The sequence below is a fragment of the Brevibacterium sp. CSND-B09 genome, from assembly GCF_052906525.1.
The window spans coordinates 957997-977759 of sequence record NZ_JBREGI010000001.1; the positions used below are offsets into that span (position 1 = coordinate 957997).

The window sequence follows — 19763 nt, forward strand, 5'->3', positions numbered from 1 at the left end:
CAACTACCTGACGGCGGCCGTGCCACCTCGCGCGAGGTGGCACGGCCGCCGTCAGGTAGTAAATCAGCGGGCTTTGAGGAGGCGGCCTCCCGGGGTCTCGAAGTCGACCGGGGCCCCGCGCAGCACCGTCTGCGTGACCTGCCCGCGGACGGTGCGGGTGTCGTACGCGCTGATCTGGTTGCGATGCCAGAGCTCCGTCGCCCGCACGGTCCACTCGTCGTCGGGGGCGAAGACGGCGAAGTCCGCGTCATTGCCTTCGGCGATCGAACCCTTGCCTTCGACCCGAGCCACGGCCGCCGGTGCCGCGGACATCCAACGGACCACCTCGGCGAGCTCGATTCCGCGCTTCGCGGCTTCGGTCCACACGAGCGAGAGTCCCAGCTGCAGCGACGAGATCCCACCCCACGCCGCACCGAAGTCGCCCGTGTCGAGCAGCTTGAGCTCGGCCGTCGAGGGCGAATGGTCGGAGACGATGCAGTCGATCGTGCCGTCGATGAGGCCCCGCCACAGCGCCTCCCGGTTCGATTCCTCGCGGATCGGCGGGCAGCACTTGTGTGTCGTCGCCCCGTCCGGGATCTCCTCGGCAGTGAAGACGAGGTAGTGCGGGCAGGTCTCGACGGTGAGCTTGACCCCTTCAGCCTTGGCCGCAGCGATCTGATCGAGCGCATCCGCCGAGGACAGGTGCAGGATGTGCGCCCGGGCACCGGTCTCCCGAGCAGCGTCGATGACGCGAGCGATCGCGACGTTCTCGGCCTCGCGGGGGCGCGTGGCGAGGAAGTCAGCGAACCTCGGACCCGAGTTCTTCGGTGCCGAGGTCATCACCTCGTGATCCTCGGCATGGACGATGAGCATTCCGTCGAAGGAGGCGATCTCGGCCATGTCCGCCGTCATCTCCGCCGGTTCCAGCGGCGGGAACTCCTCGACGCCGGAGTCCTCGAGGAAGCATTTGAACCCGTAGACGCCGGCCTCATGCAGGGGGCGCAGATCCGCGGTGTTGCCGGGGATCGCCCCGCCCCAGAAGCCGACGTCGACGAAGGCCTTGGGCTCGGCGACCGCCCGTTTCGTCTCCAGAGCTGCGACGTCGACCGTCGGTGGCAGCGAGTTCAGCGGCATGTCGACGATCGTCGTCACTCCCCCGGCCGCGGCCGCGCGGGTGGCGCTGGCGAAGCCCTCCCATTCGGCGCGACCGGGATCGTTGACGTGGACGTGGGAGTCGACGAGACCGGGCAGCAGCACCTGATCATCCGCGATCTCGATGACTTTCACCTCCGCCGAGGCGGCCGTGCCCAGATCCTGTCCACCGCGGGCGATCTCGGCGACCCTCCCGTCCCTGACCCCGATCGTCACCGGTTCGATGCCCACCGGCAGCAGAGCCTTCTCGGCATGGATGATCAGGTCGAAGTCGGCGTCGTTGCTCATGTTCCTCCTCGGTCGCCCGCCCCTGGGGGCCGGTGGATTCAGTTTCGGTATACCGTTCTAGCCTACTCGGCTCGGGCGGTTCGGCCCAGCCCTCCGGCGGGTTGGACTCTGCCTATTTCGCTGCGGCCAGTTCGCCCATCGGGCTCAGCGCCGTCGGAGCGTCGGCCAGGGTCTGGGCGAGCGTCTCGAACTCGTTGATCTGATCGAGGGCGGTTCCCATCGAGATGTTCGTGACGCGCTCGAGGATGACCTCGACGACCACGGGCACCTGGTGTTCGTCCATGAGCTCCTTGGCCACGCGCAGGCCTTCGCCGATGAGTTCGGGGTCCTCGACCCGCAGCGCCTTGCACCCGAGCCCCTGGGCGACGGCCACATGGTCGACTCCGTAACCGGACGATGCGGAACCGGCGGTGTTGATGTTCTCGAATGCCAGCGACACCTCGTAGTCCATCTCGAACCCGCGCTGGGACTGGCGGATGAGACCGAGGTAGGAGTTGTTGACGACGACGTGGACATAGGGGATCTGGTGCTGCGCTCCGACGGCGAGCTCTTCGATCATGAACTGGAAGTCGTAGTCGCCCGACAGCGCCACGACGGTCTCGCCGGGCTTGCCCTTGGCCACACCGAGCGCGGCCGGTCCGGTCCAGCCCAGGGGCCCGGCCTGTCCCGCGTTGATCCAGTGCCGAGGTCGGTAGACGTGCAGCATCTGGGCGCCGGCGATCTGGCTGAGCCCGATCGTCGAGACGTAGGTGACGTCGCGGCCGAAGGCCTGGTTCATCTCCTGGTAGACACGCTGGGGTTTGATCGGCACCTCGGTGAAGTTCGTCTTCCGGTGCTCGGTCGACTTCCGTGCCGTGCATTCGCCGGCCCAACCGGTGAAGTCCGGCAGCCCGCCCGACCGAGAGCGTGCGGCAGCCAGCAGTGCGTCGAGGGCGGCTCCGGCGTCGGAAGCGACCCCGTAGTCGGGGGCGAAGACGCGTCCGATCTGGGTGGGTTCGATGTCGATGTGGACGAACTTCCGACCCTTGCGGTACACGTCCAGATTCCCGGTGTGGCGATTGGCCCAGCGGTTGCCGATGCCGATGACGAGATCGGATTCGAGGAAGGACGCATTGCCGTAGCGCACATGCGTCTGGATTCCGACCATGCCCGCGGCCAACGGGTGGTCATCGGGGATCACACCCCAGCCCATGAGGGTCGGCGAGACCGGGATGGAGGTGAGTTCGGCGAATTCGACGAGCCTGGCGGCGGCGTCGGCGTTGATGATTCCACCGCCGGCGATGATGATCGGGTGCTCCGCCTCGGCGATGAGGTCGAGGATCTTCTCCGCCTGCGTCGCGGTGGCCGCGGGCTTCGCCGGGGCCAGCGGTTCGTAGGTGTCGATGTCGAATTCGATCTCGGTCTGCTGCACGTCGATGGGCAGGTCGATGAGCACGGGTCCGGGACGGGCAGAGCGCATGAGCTGGAACGCGGTCTGGAAGACACCGGGCACCTGCCCGGCTTCGAGCACCGTCTTGGCCATCTTCGTCACGGGCTTCGCGATCGAGGCGATGTCGACGGCCTGGAAGTCCTCCTTGTCGAGCACGGCGACGGGTGCCTGGCCGGTGATGCACAGGATCGGCTGGGAGTCTGCGGCCGCGGCGTAGAGGCCGGTGATCATGTCGGTGCCTGCCGGGCCCGAGGTGCCCAGGCAGACTCCGATGTTGCCCGGTGCCGAACGGGTGTATCCGTCGGCCATGTGGGAGGCTCCCTCGACGTGCCGGGCGAGGGTGTGGCGGATTCCGCCGTGGGCCTTCATCGCCGAGTAGAGCGGGTTGATCGCCGCCCCCGGCAGCCCGAAGGTCTCGGTGGCACCTTCCTTCTCGAGGATGAGCACAACGGCGTCGACTGCGCGCATACGTGTCATTGTTCGTCCTTTGTTCGTGAGCCGGCGACGACGCTGTCGCCGGCTCGGTTCATGGTTGGGCGGGACCGTCGGTGTCGTTGGGCCGACGACCCCGCCCGGCTGGTGTGGCCTCGCCGAGGCGGTCGTTCAGTTCTCGTTCTTGCCGGAGAGGGCTTCGATGACGGTGAAGAGGCCCGAGTGATCGAGTCCTCCGTTGCCCTGCTGCACGGTTGCGGCGACGAGCTGGGCGACCGTGGCGCCGAGCGGGATCGCGACTCCGGCCTCGCGGGCGGCGGCGGTGACGATGCCCATGTCCTTGTGGTGGAGTTCGAGCCGGAATCCGGGGTCGAAGGAGCGGTCGAGCATCTTCTGCCCCTTCTGGTCGAGCACCTTGGACCCGGCCAGACCGCCGCCGAGGACCTGCAGCGCCGCACCTGTTTCGACTCCATAAGCCTCGAGGAAGACGACGGCCTCGGCGAGAAGTCCGATATTGCCGGCGACCATGAGCTGGTTCGCGGCCTTGACCGTCTGGCCGGCCCCCGAGGGGCCGACGAGGACGATGGTCTTGCCGACGGCTTCGAAGACATCGGACACCGCGTCGAAGTCGGCCTGGTCGCCGCCGACCATGACGGAGAGGACACCGTCGATGGCTCCGGGCTCCCCTCCGGAGACAGGGGCATCGAGCGGTTTGAGGCCGGCGGCCTTGGCCTGTTCGGCCAGGTCCTTCGCGACATCGGGGCGGATGGTGGAGAAGTCGATCCAGGTGGCCCCGGCGGACGCGTGGGCGAGGATTCCGTCGTCGCCGGTGAGCACGGCTTCGACGTCGGGTGAGTCGGGAACCATGGTGATGATGACGTCGGCCCCGTCCACCGCCTCGGCGATGGTGGCGGCGGCACTGCCTCCCGCCTCGGCGAGGGCGTCGGCCTTGGCCGGGGTGCGGTTGAAGCCGCGGACGTTGAATCCGGCGTTGACGAGGTTCTTGGCCATGGGCAGGCCCATGATGCCGAGTCCGATGAAAGCGATGGTCTTGGACATGGTGGGGGTTTCCTTCGAGTCGTCGGTGGTGATGTTCAGGCGGTCTGGGCGGCGCGGTCGAGCCAGTCGAAGGCGGTCGCACGGTCCTGTTTGTATTCGAGTGCCACGGCTCCGGTGTAGCCGAGCTCGTAGGCGCGGTCGATCCACTGGCGCAGCGGCAGCGACCCGGTTCCCGGTGCCCAGCGGCCGTCGGCGTCGGCGATCTGGATGTGGCCGAAGTTCGCGGCTTCGGCCTCGATGACGGCCGCGACGTCGTCGCCGTTGACGTGCATGTGGTAGAAGTCGGCGAGCACGGCGAAGTTCTCGGGTCCGTCGGCGCGGACCTGGGCGACCACCTCGGCGGCGTCGGCGTAGCGCTTGAGCGGGTAGGCCTCCGCTCCGGAGACGGGTTCGACGAGGACGGTTCCGCCGATTTCGGCGACCTTTCCGGCGGCCAACGCGAGGTTGGCGGCGGCGGTGGCGTCCTGAGCGGCCGGGTCCTGGCCATCGGTGCGCAGCCCGTAGAGGGCGTTGAAGGCGCGGCAGCCGGTGCGACGGCCGATGTCGACGACGATGTCGACGTTCTTCGCGAAGTCCTCTTCGGCATCGATGATCGAGACCATTCCGCGATCGCCGGCTGCCATGTTCCCGGCCCAGAAGTTCAGGCCTTTGAGGGCGACGCCTGCGGATTCGAGGGAGGCGATGAACTCGTCGACCTCCGCCGAGGATGGGCTCGGGTTCCCGTCGAAGGGCCACCAGAATTCGACGTCGTCGAAACCGGCGTCCTTCGCGGCCTGGGCGCGCTCGAGAACGGGCAGTTCGGTGAGCAGGGTCGAGCAGTTGAGGACGTAGCTGCCAGGTGAGGTGAAGTTCTGGGACATGGAGCTCTCCTTTGAGTTGCCGCTGTTTTTCGTATTGTGGAAGTGTATTTCCATTACGTGAAATCAGCATAAGTCGCCCGTGGAGCTCCCGTCAAGACCTGTCCCCCAGAACTACCTGACGGCGGCCCAGCAACCTCGCGCGAGGTTGCTGGGCCGCCGTCAGGTAGCAATTAGGGGTGGAGGGAGACGCCGTCGACCCAGACGTCCGCGATGTCGCCCGGGGTGCCCATGGCGAAGATCTTCGCCAAGGCGTCGCCGTCGTCGGCGGCGTGGCGGATGCCGACGTCCAAGGGCTGGCCCTCGGCCGGGCGGATGAGCACGGCGTCGAAGCGCTTGCCCTCGCCGAGCACCCCGACCTCATCGAGCTCGAGCGCCTCGGCGCCGGCAGAGGTCGCCAGGTGCAGCAGATGCGCGGAGGTCAAGGCCACTCCCCCGGCCGGGTCGAGCTGCTGCATGAAGTACGACTGCACGCCCTCCTTGAGCAGGTTGAAGCCCGTGCCTGCCCCGACGTCGGTGCCCAGGGCCACCTGGACGCCGGCCTCGATGTGCCGGCGCAGCGGGAAGAAGCCGCTGGCCAGAGCCGAGTTCGAGGTCGGGCAGTGCGCGACCACCGACCCGGCTTCGGCCATCCGCGCCAGTTCCCGATCCTGCGGGTGGACGTTGTGCGCGAGCACGGTGCGCCGGCCGACGAGTCCTGCCCGGTCGTACGTATCGAGATAATCACGAGCCTCCGGGTGGATCTGCGCGACCCCGGAGATCTCATCGACGTTCTCGTTCAGGTGCGAGGTCACCCAGATGCCCGGGTTCTCCTCCACGAGGCGGCCGCCGGCAGCCAGCAGCTCCGGTCCCGCAGAGAACGAGAATCGAGGGGTCACCGCGTAGCGCAGTCGTCCCTTTCCGTGCCACCGGTCGATGAGCGCTTGGCTCGCCTCGGTCGAACGCTCCACGTCGGTGAGCAGCGCATCGGGCAGGTTCCGGTCGCTCGTCACCAGCCCGGAGGTGATCCGCAGCCCCGACGCTGAAGCTGCGGAGAAGAAGGTGTCCATGGCGCCCGCGAAGTGCGAACCGAAGACCATCGCCGAGGTGGTCCCCGCCGAGATCAGTCCCGTGAGGAATTCGCCGGCCACCGCCTTCGCGTAGGCGGGCTCGCCGAGCTTCGCCTCCTCGGGCAGGGCGCACTGATCGAGCCAGTCGAGCAGCGGCCGCCCGAGATGGCCGATGGCCCTGACCTGCGGCAGATGGACGTGGGTGTCGATGAGTCCGGGGATGAGCACACCGTCGCGGAGGTCGACGACCTCGGCGTCAGGGTGGGCTGCCCGGGCGGAGTCGAAGTCGGTGCGGGAGGTGATGAGTCCGTCGTCGACGACGAGGGCGACATCGGCCGCCGAACGCAGCCGGCCGCCGGTGAATGGGTTGTCCGGCGTATCGAAGACGCGGGCACGGTAGATGACCACAGTGGTTCTCCTTGAGTCAGTGGTGGTGAAAGTCAGTGGTGGTGAAGAGTCAGGCCATGCGGCCGAGCAGGTCCGCGGCGACGCTCACGGCGATCGTCGCGGGTGCTTTGCCGGGCAGGTCGGGCAGTCCGATGGGGCACCGGATGGTGTCGATGGCCTCGGGCGCGAAGCCTTCGGAGGCGAGGTTCTTGCGGAAGCGCTGCCATTTCGCGTTCGAGCCGATGAGCCCGACCGATCCGAGGTCGCCGCGGGTCAGCGCCGCAGAGCACAAGTGCAGGTCCTCGGCATGGTCATGGGTCATGATGACCACGTGTGCTCCGGCCGGCAGCTCCGTGATCACCTCTTCCCCGACGACAGCGAATTCGCGGCGGATCCGCGCCACCGGCTCCTCCAACTCATCGAGAGCCTCGAGCTGTTCCGGCCGTGAATCGGACACAGTCAGGTCGAGATCGTGGCGGGCGAGGATCCGGGTGAGCTCGAGTCCGATGTTGCCGATCCCGAAGATCGCCACCGATGCGGGCACGGGCAGGGGTTCGAAGAGCATGGTGACCTCTCCGCCGCAGCATTGGCGACCGTATTTGGCCGGAGCCTTGTCGTTGAGCCGCAGGGTGAGCATCTCCGGAGCCGTCTGCCCCTCGGAGAGCAGCTCCCGGGCACGGGTGAGGGCCGTCATCTCGAGATTGCCCCCGCCGATGGTCCCGAACAGGTCATCGGCGGTGGCGATCATCTTCGCTCCCGCCTCGCGCGGGGCATGCCCGCGCACCGCGGCGAGAGTGACGAGGACAGCCGGCACCCGAGCTGCGCGAAGCTCGGCTGCGGTGTCCATCCAGGTCATGACGGAACTCGTTGTCCTTCCCTCGCCGAGGCGGCCGCCCCAGAGTCCTGCCCGCGGGCTTCTTCGATCGCCCAGAACACCGCTTCCGGTGTGGCCGGGGACGCGAGGTCGACGCTGTGGCCGGGTCGCGCGAAGGCACCGACGGCCTCGCGCAGGGCTTCGCGGACGGAGAAGGCGAGCATGAGCGGGGGTTCGCCCACGGCCTTCGACCCGTACACGGCTCCTTCTTCATGTGCTTTGTCGAGGAAGGCGACGTTGAAGATCTCGGGGACTTCGGAGAAGCTCGGAATCTTGTATGTGCTCGCTGCCTGAGTGGCCAGGCGGCCGCGGCTCGGCTTGTCCGATTCGTCCCAGCGCAGGTCCTCCAGGGTCAGCCAGCCGGCGCCCTGGATGAAGCCGCCCTCGATCTGTCCGAGGTCGAGCAGCGGTGACAGGGAGTCTCCCACGTCGTGGACGATGTCGACGCGGCGCAGGGTGTAGGAGCCGTCGAAACGGTTGACTTCGACTTCGGACGCCGCGGCCCCGTAGGCGAAGTACTTGAACGGTTCGCCGCGCATCTGCGAGAGGTTCCAGTGCAGTCCCTCGGTGCGGTAGAAACCTGAGGCCGAGAGCTGGATGCGCTGGAAGTACGCGGTGTTGATGAGCTCTTCCCAGGTCACCGTCTTCGGTGAGGACAGCGCGGAGACGATTCCCCGCGAGATCTCCACCTCATGGGCGGGCGCCCCGAGGATGCCCGCGGCCACCTGCCGCAGCCGATCAAGGATCTGGTCGCAGGCGTTCTTCACCGCTCCGCCGTTGAGGTCGGATCCGGAGCTCGCCGCCGTCGCCGAGGTGTTGGGCACCTTGTCCGTGCGCGTCGGCGCCAGACGCACCGTCGACAGGGGCACGCCGAGGGTGGTGGCCGCGACCTGCAGCATCTTCTGATGCAGCCCCTGCCCCATTTCGGTGCCGCCGTGGGTGACGAGGACGGAGCCGTCCTTGTACACGAGGACGAGCGCCCCGCCCTGGTTGAATGCGGTGAGGTTGAACGAGATGCCGAACTTCACCGGGGTGATCGCCAGACCGCGTTTGATGTGCTCACTGCCCGCGTTGAATGCCTCGATCTCAGCCTCGCGGGCTTCCAGATCGGATTGGGAGATGAGCTGGTCCCAGCACGCCCCGATCCGCTCGGGATGACGCACCGGCTGATAGTAGGGAGTGTCCTGACCTTGCGCGTAGAAGTTCCGGCGGCGCAGCTCGCGGGCGCTGAGCCCCAGCTGCGGGGCGACGCGTCCGATGATGTCTTCCATGACGAGCATGCCCTGTGGGCCGCCGAATCCGCGGAACGCCGTCTGCGAGGTCTTGTTGCATTTGGCGATGCGGCCGGTGACCTGGATGTTGGGCACCCAGTAGGCGTTGTCGATATGGCACATGGCGCGGGTGAGCACCGGCTCGGAGAGGTCGAGGCTCCACCCGCCGTCCGCGGTCAGCGTCGCATCGAGGGCGAGGATCTTCCCCTCCTCGGTGAATCCGATCTTCCAGGACGAGTGGAAGCCGTGCCGTTTGCCGGTCATGGTGATATCGCGGGTGCGGTCGAGACGCAGCCGCACCGGCCTGCCGGTGAGCTTCGCACCGAGCGCGGCCAGGGCCGCGTAGCCGTGGGGCTGCATCTCCTTGCCGCCGAAGCCGCCGCCCATGCGCAGGCACTGCACGGTCACCTCGTGGGCGGGAACTCCGAGGACGTGGGAGACGATGTCCTGAGTCTCGGTGGGATGCTGGGTCGAGGACTGGATGAAGACCTGTTCGTTCTCGTCCACATGCGCCAGGCAGGCCTGCGTCTCGAGGTAGAAGTGCTCCTGACCGGCGAACTCGAATTCGCCTTCGAAGACATGAGCGGCATCGGCGAACGCGGAGTCGACTTCGCCCTTGTCGATCGACAAGGGCTTGCCGTGGTAGCTGTCGGCGGCGATGGCATCGCGCACGGTCACCAGCGACGGCAGTTCCTCTACCTCGGCGGTGACGGCCGCAGCGCCTTCCTTCGCGGCTTCGAGATCCTCGGCGAGGACCCAGGCCAGGGGCTGGCCGAAGAACATGATCTCGTCGACCGGCAGCATCGGCTCATCGTGCTTGACGCCCTGATCGTTGACGCCGGGGATATCGGCGGCGGTGATGACCTTGACGACTCCGGGCACCGCATAGGCGGGTTCGATATCGATGGCGCCGAGGCGGCCGTGCGCGGTCGTCGACTGCACGGGGAAGGCGTGGAGGACCCCGGTGAGGCGTCCGACGAGGTCATCGGTGTAGAGCGCGGTACCGGTAACGTGACCGAAGGCGCTTTCATGGTGGTGGCGTTCGCCGACGACCGGGTCGGCGGGGCGCTGGGAGAGCTGGCTCATCACTTGACCTCCTTGCTGGTCACGGCCGGGTGGCCGAGCTGCTCGGCGTAGAAGCGTTCGAGGGAGGACCGCAGCATCGCGGTCCGGTATTTCGCACTCGCCCGGTGGTCGTCCATCGGGGTGCCTTCGGCGGCGAGGGTCTCGGCCGCCTGGTGCACGGTCTCCAATGTCCATGGCCGGCCTTCGAGGAGGGCTTCGGTGGCGGTGGCGCGCAGCGGGGTGGCGGCGACTCCACCGAGGCCGATCCGGGCCTTGGCGATCAATCCATCCTGGATGTCGACGGCGTAGCCGATCGCCACCGAGGAGATATCGTCGAAACGGCGCTTGGCGATCTTCTGGAACGACGTCAGCGGGGACAGCGGCAGCGGAATGCGGATGGCGGTGATGAGTTCATCGGACTCCCGCACCGTCTGCCGGTATCCGGTGAAGTAGTCGGCCAGCGCCACGGTCCGGGATCCGCGCACCGAGGTGAGCACGAGCTCGGCCTCCAGCGCCAACAGAGCCGGCGGTGTGTCGCCGATGGGCGAACCGGTGCCGAGGTTGCCGCCGATGGTCGCCCCGTTGCGGATGAGGCGGGAGGCGAACTGTGGGAACAGCTTGCCCAGCAGCGGAATGTCTCCGGCGAGCTCACGTTCGAGTTCGGACAGGGTGCGGGAGGCACCGAGTTCGACGAACGACTCGGTCCGGCGGATTCCGCGCATCTCCTCGAGCCGGTCGACGGCGAGGATGTTCTTACCGCGTGCTCCCTTGATGTTGACCTCGACGCCCCAGTCGGTGGCCCCGGCCACGACGGTGGCCTCGGGATCCTGGCTGAGGATGGAGGTCGCCTCGGCGAGGGTGGCGGGACGACGGTAGCGCCCGATCTTTCCCGTGGCGGTGTCGGCTCGCTGGTAGTCGGTGGCTCGAGCCGACGGGGCCGGGCGGTCACGGCGGGCGGCCAGCGCATCGTCGGCGGCGGGCTGTCCCAGCGCATTCGCGGCATCGCGGATGGGGCGGTAGCCGGTGCAGCGGCACAGGTTGCCCGACAGGGAGTGGAGGTCGAAGCCGTCCTCGCAGCGGTCGGGCCGGTAGTATTCGGCGGCCATCGAGGAGATGAAGCCGGGGGTGCAGTATCCGCATTGGGATCCGCCGCGCACGGCCATCTCTTCCTGGACGGGGTGGACGGTGTCTCCGTCGGCCAGACCTTCGGAGGTCACGACTTCTCCCCCGTCGAGGGCTGCTGCCGGCAGCAGGCAGGAGTTCACCGAGGTCCAGCGGGTTCCGCCGGATTCATCGGGGCGGGCGACCATGATCGCGCAGGCCCCGCATTCGCCTTCGGCGCAGCCTTCCTTCGCTCCGGTCAGACCCTGACCGCGCAGGAAGTCCAGCGCATTCGTATGGGGTGGGCCGTCGAACTCGCGGACGGTCCCGTTGATTGTCACTTCGGCAGTTGACTGGTCCGTTGTCGCTGCGGACATCGCACTTCACACCTCCCGCGCCTCTCCACTGAGGCGCACAGTGCATGGTTGGAACAATTTGCTTCGTTCTTCGAGCCTCTGGTTATCCATGCGAACAGCGCAGAAGAACGCGGAAGAGGGGACTGGACGTCCCCGCAGGTCAAGCCCCGTGGGCGATCTGACCCTTTCCCCAAGCTGAGTGTCCAACCATTGTTCTCATGCCCCCAAGATAGCCGAAATCGGGCCGCGAACGAAGTACAGGACGAATCCGGCCGAGACGACCCACAGCAGCCAGTGGACCTGACGGGCACGGTTGCTCATGGCGTGGATGAGCGCCCAGGAGATGAATCCGACGCCGATTCCGTTGGCGATCGAATAGGTCAACGGCATCGTCACCATGGTGAGGAAGACCGGCAGCGAGGTGCGGAAGTCGGTCATGTCGATCTCACGGATCTGCGTGACCATCATGGCGCCGACGACGACGAGCGCAGCGGCTCCGGCTTCCATCGGGATGACGGCGATGAGCGGTGAGAAGAACATCGACAGCAGGAACAGCACACCCGTGATGCAGGCGGCCAGACCCGTGCGAGCGCCTTCGGCGATTCCGGCTGCGGAGTCGACGAAGACCGTGTTCGACGAGGCAGAGGCACCGCCGCCGAAGACCGCGCCGAGACCTTCGACGATGAAGGCTCCGCGGATGCGCGGGAACATTCCGTCCTCGGTCTGCAGTCCGGCGCTGCGGGCCAGTCCGGTCATCGAGCCCATGGCGTCGAAGAAGTTCGTGAACACGAGGGTGAACACGAGCATCGTGGCCGCGAGGACTCCGATGTGCTGGAAGCCGCCGACGAGGTCGAAGGCGCCGATGAGACCGAAGTCGGGAAGGGCGATGACCTGTTTCGGGAATTCCGGAGCTGAGAGGTTCCAGCCCAGCGGGTCCGGATTGACCGGGTCGCCGACGGTGCCGAGCTTCGCGAACGCCTGGATGATGATCGCGGCGATCGTGGCCACGATGATGCCGATGAGGATGCCGCCGGGAATCCTCCGCGCCACGAGGATGCCGATGAGGACGAGCGCGAAGACGAAGACCAGCGTCGGCAGGGAGCCGATCGATCCGTCCTGACCCAACTGGACGGGTGGGCCGGCCGGGGTGCGGGTGACGAACCCGGCGTTGACGAAGCCGATGAAGGCAATGAAGAGTCCAATACCCACAGTGATCGCGATCTTCAGTGCATGTGGGACGGCGTTGAAGATCGCGGTGCGGATGCCCGTGGCACCGAGGACGACGATGATGACGCCGTTGATGACCACCAGTCCCATCGCATCGGCCCAGGTGACCTCCTGGACGACGGACACGGCGAGGAAGCTGTTCATGCCCAGGCCTGCGGCCAGACCGAAGGGCAGTCGGGCGACGACGCCGAAGAGAATCGTGATGACGCCGGCGACGAGCCCGGTGACCGCGGTCAGCTGGGCGAAGTCGAGGCTGTCTCCGGCGATGTCCTGGGAACCGCCGAGGATGAGCGGATTGAGGACGACGATATAGGCCATCGCGACGAAGGCGACGATGCCTCCGCGGATCTCCTGTCTGATCGTCGAGCCTCGATGGGTGATTTCGAAGAATTTGTCGAGAAGCCCCGGTCTCGAAGATGCGGTCTGCACCGCTTGGTCGTTGTCAGCCATTTTCATGGACCACCTCAGGTTGTTCGATTTGGTCAGCCGGCGACATCATCGTCGTCGGCCCTGCGCCTTGAACATGCGCAATGAGACAGTCGAGTCTTCAACCCCGGATACCGGACCGGGATACCGAAAAGTAATTCCATATCCCGGAAAACTCTTTCTGTTTCACCGAGCAAGTCTCGCCGCTCGACCCTGGTGTGTCAATCATCACACCTCTGCCCGCGCCGATGCCATCCTTCGACGAGACAGACGAAACCCCTGACCAGAAGCGTCTGATCAGGGGTTTCCCTTGGCGGTGGCGGTGGGATTTGAACCCACGGTAGGGGGTTGCCCTACACAACATTTCGAGTGTTGCACCTTCGGCCGCTCGGACACGCCACCGCCGACAACTGTACAGCGGCGGACTTTGTGCGTCCAAATCGGTTCGCCGTGAGCTGGGACACGTCAGCGCCTGGCCGCGAAGAACTCCCTCAGCAGGGCCCGACTCTCCTCCGCCCGTACGCCCGAGGTGACCTCCGGATGGTGGAGTGCGGCGCGGTCGCGCAGCAGATCCCAGACCGAGCCGACCGCCCCGGCCTTGTCGTCATAGGCGCCGAAGACGACCCTGTCGATGCGTGAGCCGACGAGGGCTCCGGCGCACATCGCGCACGGTTCCAGCGTGACGACGAGGATGCAGCCGTCCAAGCGCCATTCGCCTCTCGCCGAGGCGGCGGCTGAGATCGCCATGAGTTCGGCGTGGCCGAGCGGGTCGGCATCGATCTCGCGTCGATTGTGACCGCGCCCGATGATCTCACCGGCACCGTCGATGACCACGGCCCCGACGGGAACGTCGTCATGAGCGGGCGCCAGGGCCGCCTCGGCGAGGGCATGACCCATCCATTCATCGAGCCGGGTCACGGACGCAGCGGTCAGCGTGCGGCCTCGAGCTGATCGGCGAAGCCGACGGTCTCACCGACATGGGCGACGACGCGGGCCGGGTCGGACCGATAGCTTTCGACCTGGTCGATGAGGGTGGCGGCGGGGACTCCGCGGTCGGAGTAGATATCGGCGTCTCCGCCCCATTCGGCATCGGCGTCGAACTCGAGCATTTCGACCTCGTCTTCGTCGTCCTCCTCGTCGACGGCGGCCTCATCCTCCTCGGCCCCGAAGTCCTCTTCGGGTTCGGCGTCATAGGCGTCGGGGCGGGAGTCGAGGAAGTCGGCGAAGATCTCCGCGAACGGGCTCGCCTCTGCCGCGGCGAGATCGGACAGGAAGACCTTGACCTCATTGTTCCGGCACAGGCGCACGAGCCCGAACCATTCGTCTTCGTGTTCGATGACGGCCACGGCCTCTCCGTCATCGCCGGCTGCCGAACGCATCATATCGACGAGGTCGTCGAGGTCGTTCGCGTCACGGACGTCGACATCGAGGGCGCGGAAGCCATCGCCGGAATCGGCCAGGATCTCAGTGAAGTACGACATGCCTCCATTGTGAACGCTTCGCCCCGCGTTGACCACTGCCTTGAGCCCGAAGTTCTCCCGTACCATTTGGGGTATGCATCTTCACGTAGCCGACCACCCGCTCATCGCCCACAAACTCACCGCTCTGCGCGATGTGAATACGGATTCCGCTCGTTTCCGACAGCTCACCGAAGAGCTCGTCATGCTGCTCGCCTATGAGGCGACCCGCTCGGTGGCCGTCGAAGACAAGGAGATCTCGACTCCGGTGACGACGACCGTCGGCACCCGCATCGCCGAGCCCCGCCCCGTCGTGGTCCCGATCCTGCGCGCCGGGCTCGGCATGCTCGACGGAATGCTGCGCATCCTCCCCACCGCCGAGGTGGGCTTCCTCGGAATGGTCCGCGACGAGACCACTTTCGAACCCAGCGCCTATGCCGATCGCCTGCCCGATGACCTCACCGGCAGGCAGATCTTCGTCGTCGATCCGATGCTCGCCACCGGCGGCACCCTGGCCATGGCCATCGACTTCCTGCTCGCTCGCGGAGCCCGCGACGTCACCGCCGTGTGCCTGGTCTCCGCCCCTGAAGGCGTCCAGCGCATCGAGCGCGACTACAGCGATTCCGCCGAGGTGAAGGTGTACACCGCGGCACTCGATGAGAAGCTCAATGAGAAGGGCTACATCGTGCCCGGACTCGGCGATGCCGGGGACAGGATGTACGGAATCGTCGACTGAGACGACGCGCGGATGACGATTTCGGTCGTCGACCTCGACGACTGTGACGTCATATTTCGTCACAGTCGTCTCATTTTCGGGTTTTCCTTTGCGCGGCCGAAGTTTTGTGACAAATAATGAAGTCATGATTTCGACGATCCATCAGATGCGAATGCCGGGCGCACATATGTGTATGCCCTGCGTTCGTGGTCGGTGATCGTACTCCCGCTGTCCGGCCTCGAACGAGTTCACTCAAGCAGCGGACTCTTCCAGTCATATCGACCTCATGGTCGGAGCAAAGGACAGCTATGCCGAATCCAGAACCCGCCTACGTCCACCCCCGCAGTGCAGTGGCCACTCGACGTGCAGGAGCCAGGTTGAGCGCAGTCGACCCGCAGAATCCACCGCACACCTACGGGCCGGCCGGAGTCGTCCCCTCACCCAAGGCCGCTCGCGGAATCATCGTCTACCTCGGACTCGACGAGACCAAGGCCGCAGCCGACGGCACGAACCTCTCCGCGATCGCCGCTGAGCTGCAGGCCTACGCCAAGGAACTCGCCAGCCAGGCCGAGACCCAGGCCGTCATCGCCTTGGCACCGGAGGGCCGCGGCAGCGATATCGACGCCGTGCGAGCCGTGGCCAACGGCTCCCCCGCCGCGACCGGTGCACCGGCGGCGACACACGGCCCCGTGCGTTCGCGCATTCCCAACCGCATCCACCCGCCGGCCCTGCGTGAGGAGGCCGCTCCGGCAGCTCCCTCACCCCGCGGTTTCGGCGGACGGGCCGGCGACGCCTACACCCAGGCCACCGGCGAACGTCTGCGCATCGACATCCCTCGCCGAGAGGTCCGCATCGACGGCGACCTCGTCGATGTCACGACGAAGGAATTCGACCTGCTCGCCACCCTCGTCTCCCATGCCGATGAGACCCTGCCCCGTGAGGACCTCATCACCGCGGTATGGTCCGGCGGTGAAGTTCCCGACGAACGCACCGTGGACGTCCACATCCGCCGACTGCGGCGCCGCCTCGGCGAATATGCCTCCGTGGTGCGCACGATGAGGGGTTCGGGGTATCGCTACGACACCCACCCCGATGTGACGGTGTGGAGCGCGACTGCGCGTCGCTGATGTCGTGCGGCTGTGAGCCGCGTCGCAAGTCGCTTCCAGCGTGGGGCCAGACTTCCCGGTTAAGATCGTTGATCGATGAACCAGGCATATTCCTCACCGCGCAGAAGGCACAGCCCCGCGAAGGGCATCACCGCATTGATCTTCGGGATCCTCTATGCGGCATTCCTGCTTCTCCACGATCTGCTGCCGACGCGGATGGGCATCGCGCTCATCCTCGAATCGGCGCTGCCGTGGACGGGAATCTTCCTCGCGCTCGTGCTGCTCATGTTCCTCATCCGCTTCTCGTGGCTCTCAGCCATCGGATTCCTCGTGCCCGCTCTGGTGTGGACGGGGATGTTCGGCCCCGCCTTGCTGCCGAACGAGGGTTCCGGTGATCCGGACCTGACGGTGGCCACTCACAATGTGGGGGCGAGGATGCCGCAGCCCACGGCTGCCGCGCAGAACATCGTCGACCGTGATCCGGACATCGTCACGATCCAGGAACTCGAATCCCTGTCCGGCAAGATCATCCACAAGGAGCTCGACTCCTCGTTCGAGCATTCGCAGGTCGTCGACACCATCGGCGTATGGTCGAAGTGGCCGATGTCGCAGCCCGAGGAGGTCGACCTCGGCCTGCAGTGGCCGCGCGCGTTCGCGACCACGATCTCGACCGATCACGGTGACATCCGCTTCTACGCCGTGCATATGCCTTCGGTGCGCCCCGGCCACGAATCGATGCGCAATGCCGCTCTGCGCCGCCTTGCCACGACGGTGGAGACCGATGGTGCCGAACATGTCGTCGTCGCCGGCGACTTCAACACGGCGACGACGGACAACAATATGGAGACCTTGGTGCCGCCGCTGCAGGATACCCGGGAAGAGGCCCGAGGCGGTTTCGGCTTCACCTGGCCCTCCCAGTTCCCCGTCACCCGGCTCGACCATGTCCTCTACCGTGGTTTCGACGCCACCTCCGACGAGGTGCTCGAACGCGGGTCGAGCGACCACCGCGCCGTCCTCGCCGGGCTCGACCTCAAGTAGTCGGGGTCAGTTCGTGCACTGCCCCGTCGGCTGCGGTGCGCGTTCGGCGGCACCGGCGTCGAGTTCGTCGGCGATCTCGGCTCGGGTGAGGGCGTAGCCGGTTTCGTCATCGGTGGCGGAGCGGGCGAAGACCATGCCGACGACGTTTCCGTCGGCGTCGATGAGCGGTCCGCCCGAATTGCCTTCCCTCACGATTCCACGCAGTGCATAGACTTCGCGGACGACCGACTGCGAATCGTAGATGTCGAGTCCGCGGGCGTTGATCTTCTCCCGCACTCGGGTCGGTGAGATCGTATAGGGACCGTTCGCGGGGAATCCGACGACGACGGAGTCGTCTCCCGGTCCGAGCCCGTTGCCGAAGTCGAGAGCGGGAGCATCGAGACCCTGGACCCGGAGCACGGCCACATCGGCTTCGGCGTCGAATTCGACCACCTCGGCGCGGTAGGGCCTGCCCTTGCCCCCGACCTGTACGGCCAACTCAGTGGATCCGGCCACGACGTGGGCGTTGGTGGCGACGAGTCCGTCTTCATAGACGAAGCCGGAGCCTTCCGAACCAGTGGCGCAGCTGGTGGCCGTCGTCGTGATCTTGACGACCGAGTCCTCGACGCTGCGTCCGACGTCGACCATGCCTTCGTCGGGTTCTCCGACTCCGCGGATCTGTTCGGGCTGCCCGGAGAACACCTGAGGGAACCCGGAGGCGCTCAGTCCTTTCGCCAGTCCGCCCAGGGCGTTCTGGGAGGAGTAGGGAATGGTGCGGTCGATCGCGGCGATGACGGAGGAGTCGGCGACCCAGCGGTTGGGTTCGACGAGCGGGGTGGTGCGGATGAATCCGGCGGCGAGCCAGATGACGAGGACATAGACGATTCCGGCGGTGACGGTGCCGCCGACGGCGTCGATGCCCTGGCCGAGGTCGGAGTCCATATTGTTCTTGATCCACGCCCCGATGCCGCTGCCGGCGAAGGCGAAGAGGACGCTGAGGACCAACGGCATCGAGGCCAGCAGCATGAGCACGCCCTGGTTGTCCATGACGTCGGTGCCGGCGCTCAGCGATTCGACGAGCGGGGAGAGCAATCGGCCGAGGATCCAGCCGACGATGAAGCCCGCCGCCGTTCCGAGGGCGGTGATGATGCCCTGGCGGAACCCGGCGAAGAGCGCCCCGATGCCGAGGACGATGAGGAGAATGTCGAAGATCGTCACCTCTGGAACTTACCGCACAGTCTGTTGGGAGGCGGTCTGTTTGGAGGCCGCGAGCAGACGTTCACGGGCGTCGGCGAACTGCTGGAGTTCGGCCCGTTCGATCTTGCGTTCCTGTTCTCCGCCGATTCCGGCGAGCACGCGCATCCGCGTCGTCGACAGCTTGCCGGAGGTGCGGATCATGGTCTTCATCTCCTCCTTGCCGCCCGGGAACGACTTCGCCCAGTCGCGTCCGTTCTTCCGGCCCTTCCAGGTGCCGAGCATGTCGACCTCGGCATGGGTGAGCCAACCGGAGTTCGCATAGTCACCGAGCATGTTCTGAGTGTGCATGCGTTCGCTGCGGCGCAGGATGAGACCGAGCGTCACCCAGGCGGCGGAGAGGATGACGCTGAGGACGACGAGGCCGATGATCTGCGGAAGCATTCCGCCCATCACGTCACTGGTCGCTTGGCCGAGGACACCGAGGAACGTCATCGAGGCGTTCCAGAAACCGTGCAGGATCATGCCGAGTGCAAGTCCGGGCAGCCACATGAGGATGAGTGACCACCACGGCCATTTGCGGGCGGCGAGTCCGATCGACACACCAGCGCAGGTTGAGAACGCCGTGTGGAGCAGCGGCGATCCGAGGCAGCGCATGGCGAACGTCATGGCGAGGCCCAGAAACTCGCCGTCGTTCCACGACTGGCCGAGGTAGAGGATGTTCTCTGTGAAGGCGAAGCCCGCACCGATGAGCGAACCGTAGACGAGCCCGTCGAGGGGCCCTTCGAAATAGCGGCGAGCGGCAAGGACGATGACGAGGAGGAGGACGGTCTTCGTCGATTCCTCGAGGATCGGAGCTTGAATCACCGCACCGATGACGTCGGGCACACCATTGATGCCGATCATATAGAGCGCGACCTCACCGACGAGTGAGAAGCCGAGGGTGAGGATAACCGAGGCGACAGCACCCCAGAGGAGACAGATGCCCAGGAGGAGCTTCGGCTGCGGTCTCCAGCGGTCGAGCCAGAGGACGTAGGCGATTATGCCGAGAAGAGGGATCGCCGCGAGTCCGATGAGACCGAAGAGGCGGACGCCGAAGCTCAGTCCGCCGAGCAGGGCAAGTAATGCCAATCCGATGACAAGCCCGACGAGTACGAGGATTGCAGCGACGAGCCGGACGATGTTTCCGGTCGAGTCGGGTTCGGTCTCCGGTTGTGTTTTCCGCACGGCGCCGGTCCAGGGAGTGTCGGTGACGACCTGCTGGGGTGCCTGCATGCCTGCACGGATACGCATCTCCTGCGTCACCGTCGGAGCAAACCGCG

16 protein-coding genes and 1 tRNA gene are annotated in these 19763 nt (G+C 66.4%); 3 read left to right on the plus strand and 14 right to left on the minus strand.

The annotated features are described in order from the left end of the window. Positions 1-63: 63 nt before the first annotated feature. The 12 genes from allB to ACU4IU_RS04685 all read right to left on the minus strand — a co-directional run bounded on the left by allB (position 64) and on the right by ACU4IU_RS04685 (position 14433). Positions 64-1419, minus strand: coding sequence for an allantoinase AllB (allB, locus tag ACU4IU_RS04630; RefSeq protein WP_446655977.1), 1356 nt, complete (start codon positions 1417-1419; stop codon positions 64-66). A gap of 112 nt (positions 1420-1531) precedes the next feature. Then, on the minus strand, positions 1532-3325 hold the full coding sequence (gene gcl, locus ACU4IU_RS04635; protein WP_446655978.1) for a glyoxylate carboligase: 1794 nt from the start codon (positions 3323-3325) through the stop codon (positions 1532-1534). Positions 3326-3451: 126 nt separating this feature from the next. Beyond that, positions 3452-4339, minus strand: a complete 888-nt coding sequence (locus ACU4IU_RS04640) for a 2-hydroxy-3-oxopropionate reductase (RefSeq protein ID WP_446655979.1) — start codon at positions 4337-4339, stop codon at positions 3452-3454. A 35-nt stretch (positions 4340-4374) separates the two neighbouring features. Next, positions 4375-5199: a TIM barrel protein gene (locus ACU4IU_RS04645; protein WP_446655980.1), complete on the minus strand. Its 825-nt coding sequence runs from the start codon at positions 5197-5199 to the stop codon at positions 4375-4377. A gap of 170 nt (positions 5200-5369) precedes the next feature. Beyond that, on the minus strand, positions 5370-6653 hold the full coding sequence (gene guaD / locus ACU4IU_RS04650) for a guanine deaminase (RefSeq protein ID WP_446655981.1): 1284 nt from the start codon (positions 6651-6653) through the stop codon (positions 5370-5372). Positions 6654-6702: 49 nt separating this feature from the next. Further along, the gene (gene xdhC / locus ACU4IU_RS04655; RefSeq protein ID WP_172174173.1) at positions 6703-7488 is read right to left on the minus strand and encodes a xanthine dehydrogenase accessory protein XdhC; all 786 of its coding nucleotides are present in this window, start codon (positions 7486-7488) and stop codon (positions 6703-6705) included. Continuing rightward, positions 7485-9863: a xanthine dehydrogenase molybdopterin binding subunit gene (gene xdhB, locus ACU4IU_RS04660; protein WP_446655982.1), complete on the minus strand. Its 2379-nt coding sequence runs from the start codon at positions 9861-9863 to the stop codon at positions 7485-7487. Before xdhB ends, xdhC begins: the two co-directional genes overlap by 4 nt. Next, complete coding sequence (locus ACU4IU_RS04665) at positions 9863-11320, minus strand: xanthine dehydrogenase small subunit (protein ID WP_139469294.1); 1458 nt, start codon at positions 11318-11320, stop codon at positions 9863-9865. Before ACU4IU_RS04665 ends, xdhB begins: the two co-directional genes overlap by 1 nt. A gap of 195 nt (positions 11321-11515) precedes the next feature. Further along, positions 11516-12976: an NCS2 family permease gene (locus ACU4IU_RS04670; protein ID WP_139469292.1), complete on the minus strand. Its 1461-nt coding sequence runs from the start codon at positions 12974-12976 to the stop codon at positions 11516-11518. 287 nt (positions 12977-13263) lie between these two features. Continuing rightward, a tRNA-Ser gene (locus tag ACU4IU_RS04675) sits at positions 13264-13354 on the minus strand. Positions 13355-13417: 63 nt separating this feature from the next. After that, the gene (locus tag ACU4IU_RS04680; RefSeq protein ID WP_376906412.1) at positions 13418-13849 is read right to left on the minus strand and encodes a nucleoside deaminase; all 432 of its coding nucleotides are present in this window, start codon (positions 13847-13849) and stop codon (positions 13418-13420) included. A gap of 32 nt (positions 13850-13881) precedes the next feature. Beyond that, on the minus strand, positions 13882-14433 hold the full coding sequence (locus ACU4IU_RS04685; protein WP_139469289.1) for a tRNA adenosine deaminase-associated protein: 552 nt from the start codon (positions 14431-14433) through the stop codon (positions 13882-13884). 73 nt (positions 14434-14506) lie between these two features. Between ACU4IU_RS04685 and upp the strand changes: the two genes are divergently transcribed. The 3 genes from upp (at position 14507) to ACU4IU_RS04700 (ending at position 17268) form a co-directional block, all read left to right on the plus strand. Beyond that, positions 14507-15145, plus strand: coding sequence for a uracil phosphoribosyltransferase (gene upp, locus ACU4IU_RS04690; protein WP_139469287.1), 639 nt, complete (start codon positions 14507-14509; stop codon positions 15143-15145). Between the two features lie 287 nt (positions 15146-15432). Next, the gene (locus ACU4IU_RS04695) at positions 15433-16251 is read left to right on the plus strand and encodes a winged helix-turn-helix domain-containing protein (protein ID WP_446655983.1); all 819 of its coding nucleotides are present in this window, start codon (positions 15433-15435) and stop codon (positions 16249-16251) included. Positions 16252-16326: 75 nt separating this feature from the next. After that, the gene (locus tag ACU4IU_RS04700) at positions 16327-17268 is read left to right on the plus strand and encodes an endonuclease/exonuclease/phosphatase family protein (RefSeq protein WP_446655984.1); all 942 of its coding nucleotides are present in this window, start codon (positions 16327-16329) and stop codon (positions 17266-17268) included. Between the two features lie 6 nt (positions 17269-17274). Here the strand turns inward: ACU4IU_RS04700 and ACU4IU_RS04705 are convergent, their stop codons facing one another. Together ACU4IU_RS04705 and ACU4IU_RS04710 are read right to left on the minus strand one after the other, a co-directional pair. Further along, positions 17275-18465: a MarP family serine protease gene (locus ACU4IU_RS04705; protein WP_446655985.1), complete on the minus strand. Its 1191-nt coding sequence runs from the start codon at positions 18463-18465 to the stop codon at positions 17275-17277. 9 nt (positions 18466-18474) lie between these two features. Further along, entirely contained in the window at positions 18475-19734 is a 1260-nt protein-coding gene (locus ACU4IU_RS04710; protein WP_229664013.1) for a PrsW family intramembrane metalloprotease, read from the minus strand. Positions 19735-19763: the final 29 nt, after the last annotated feature.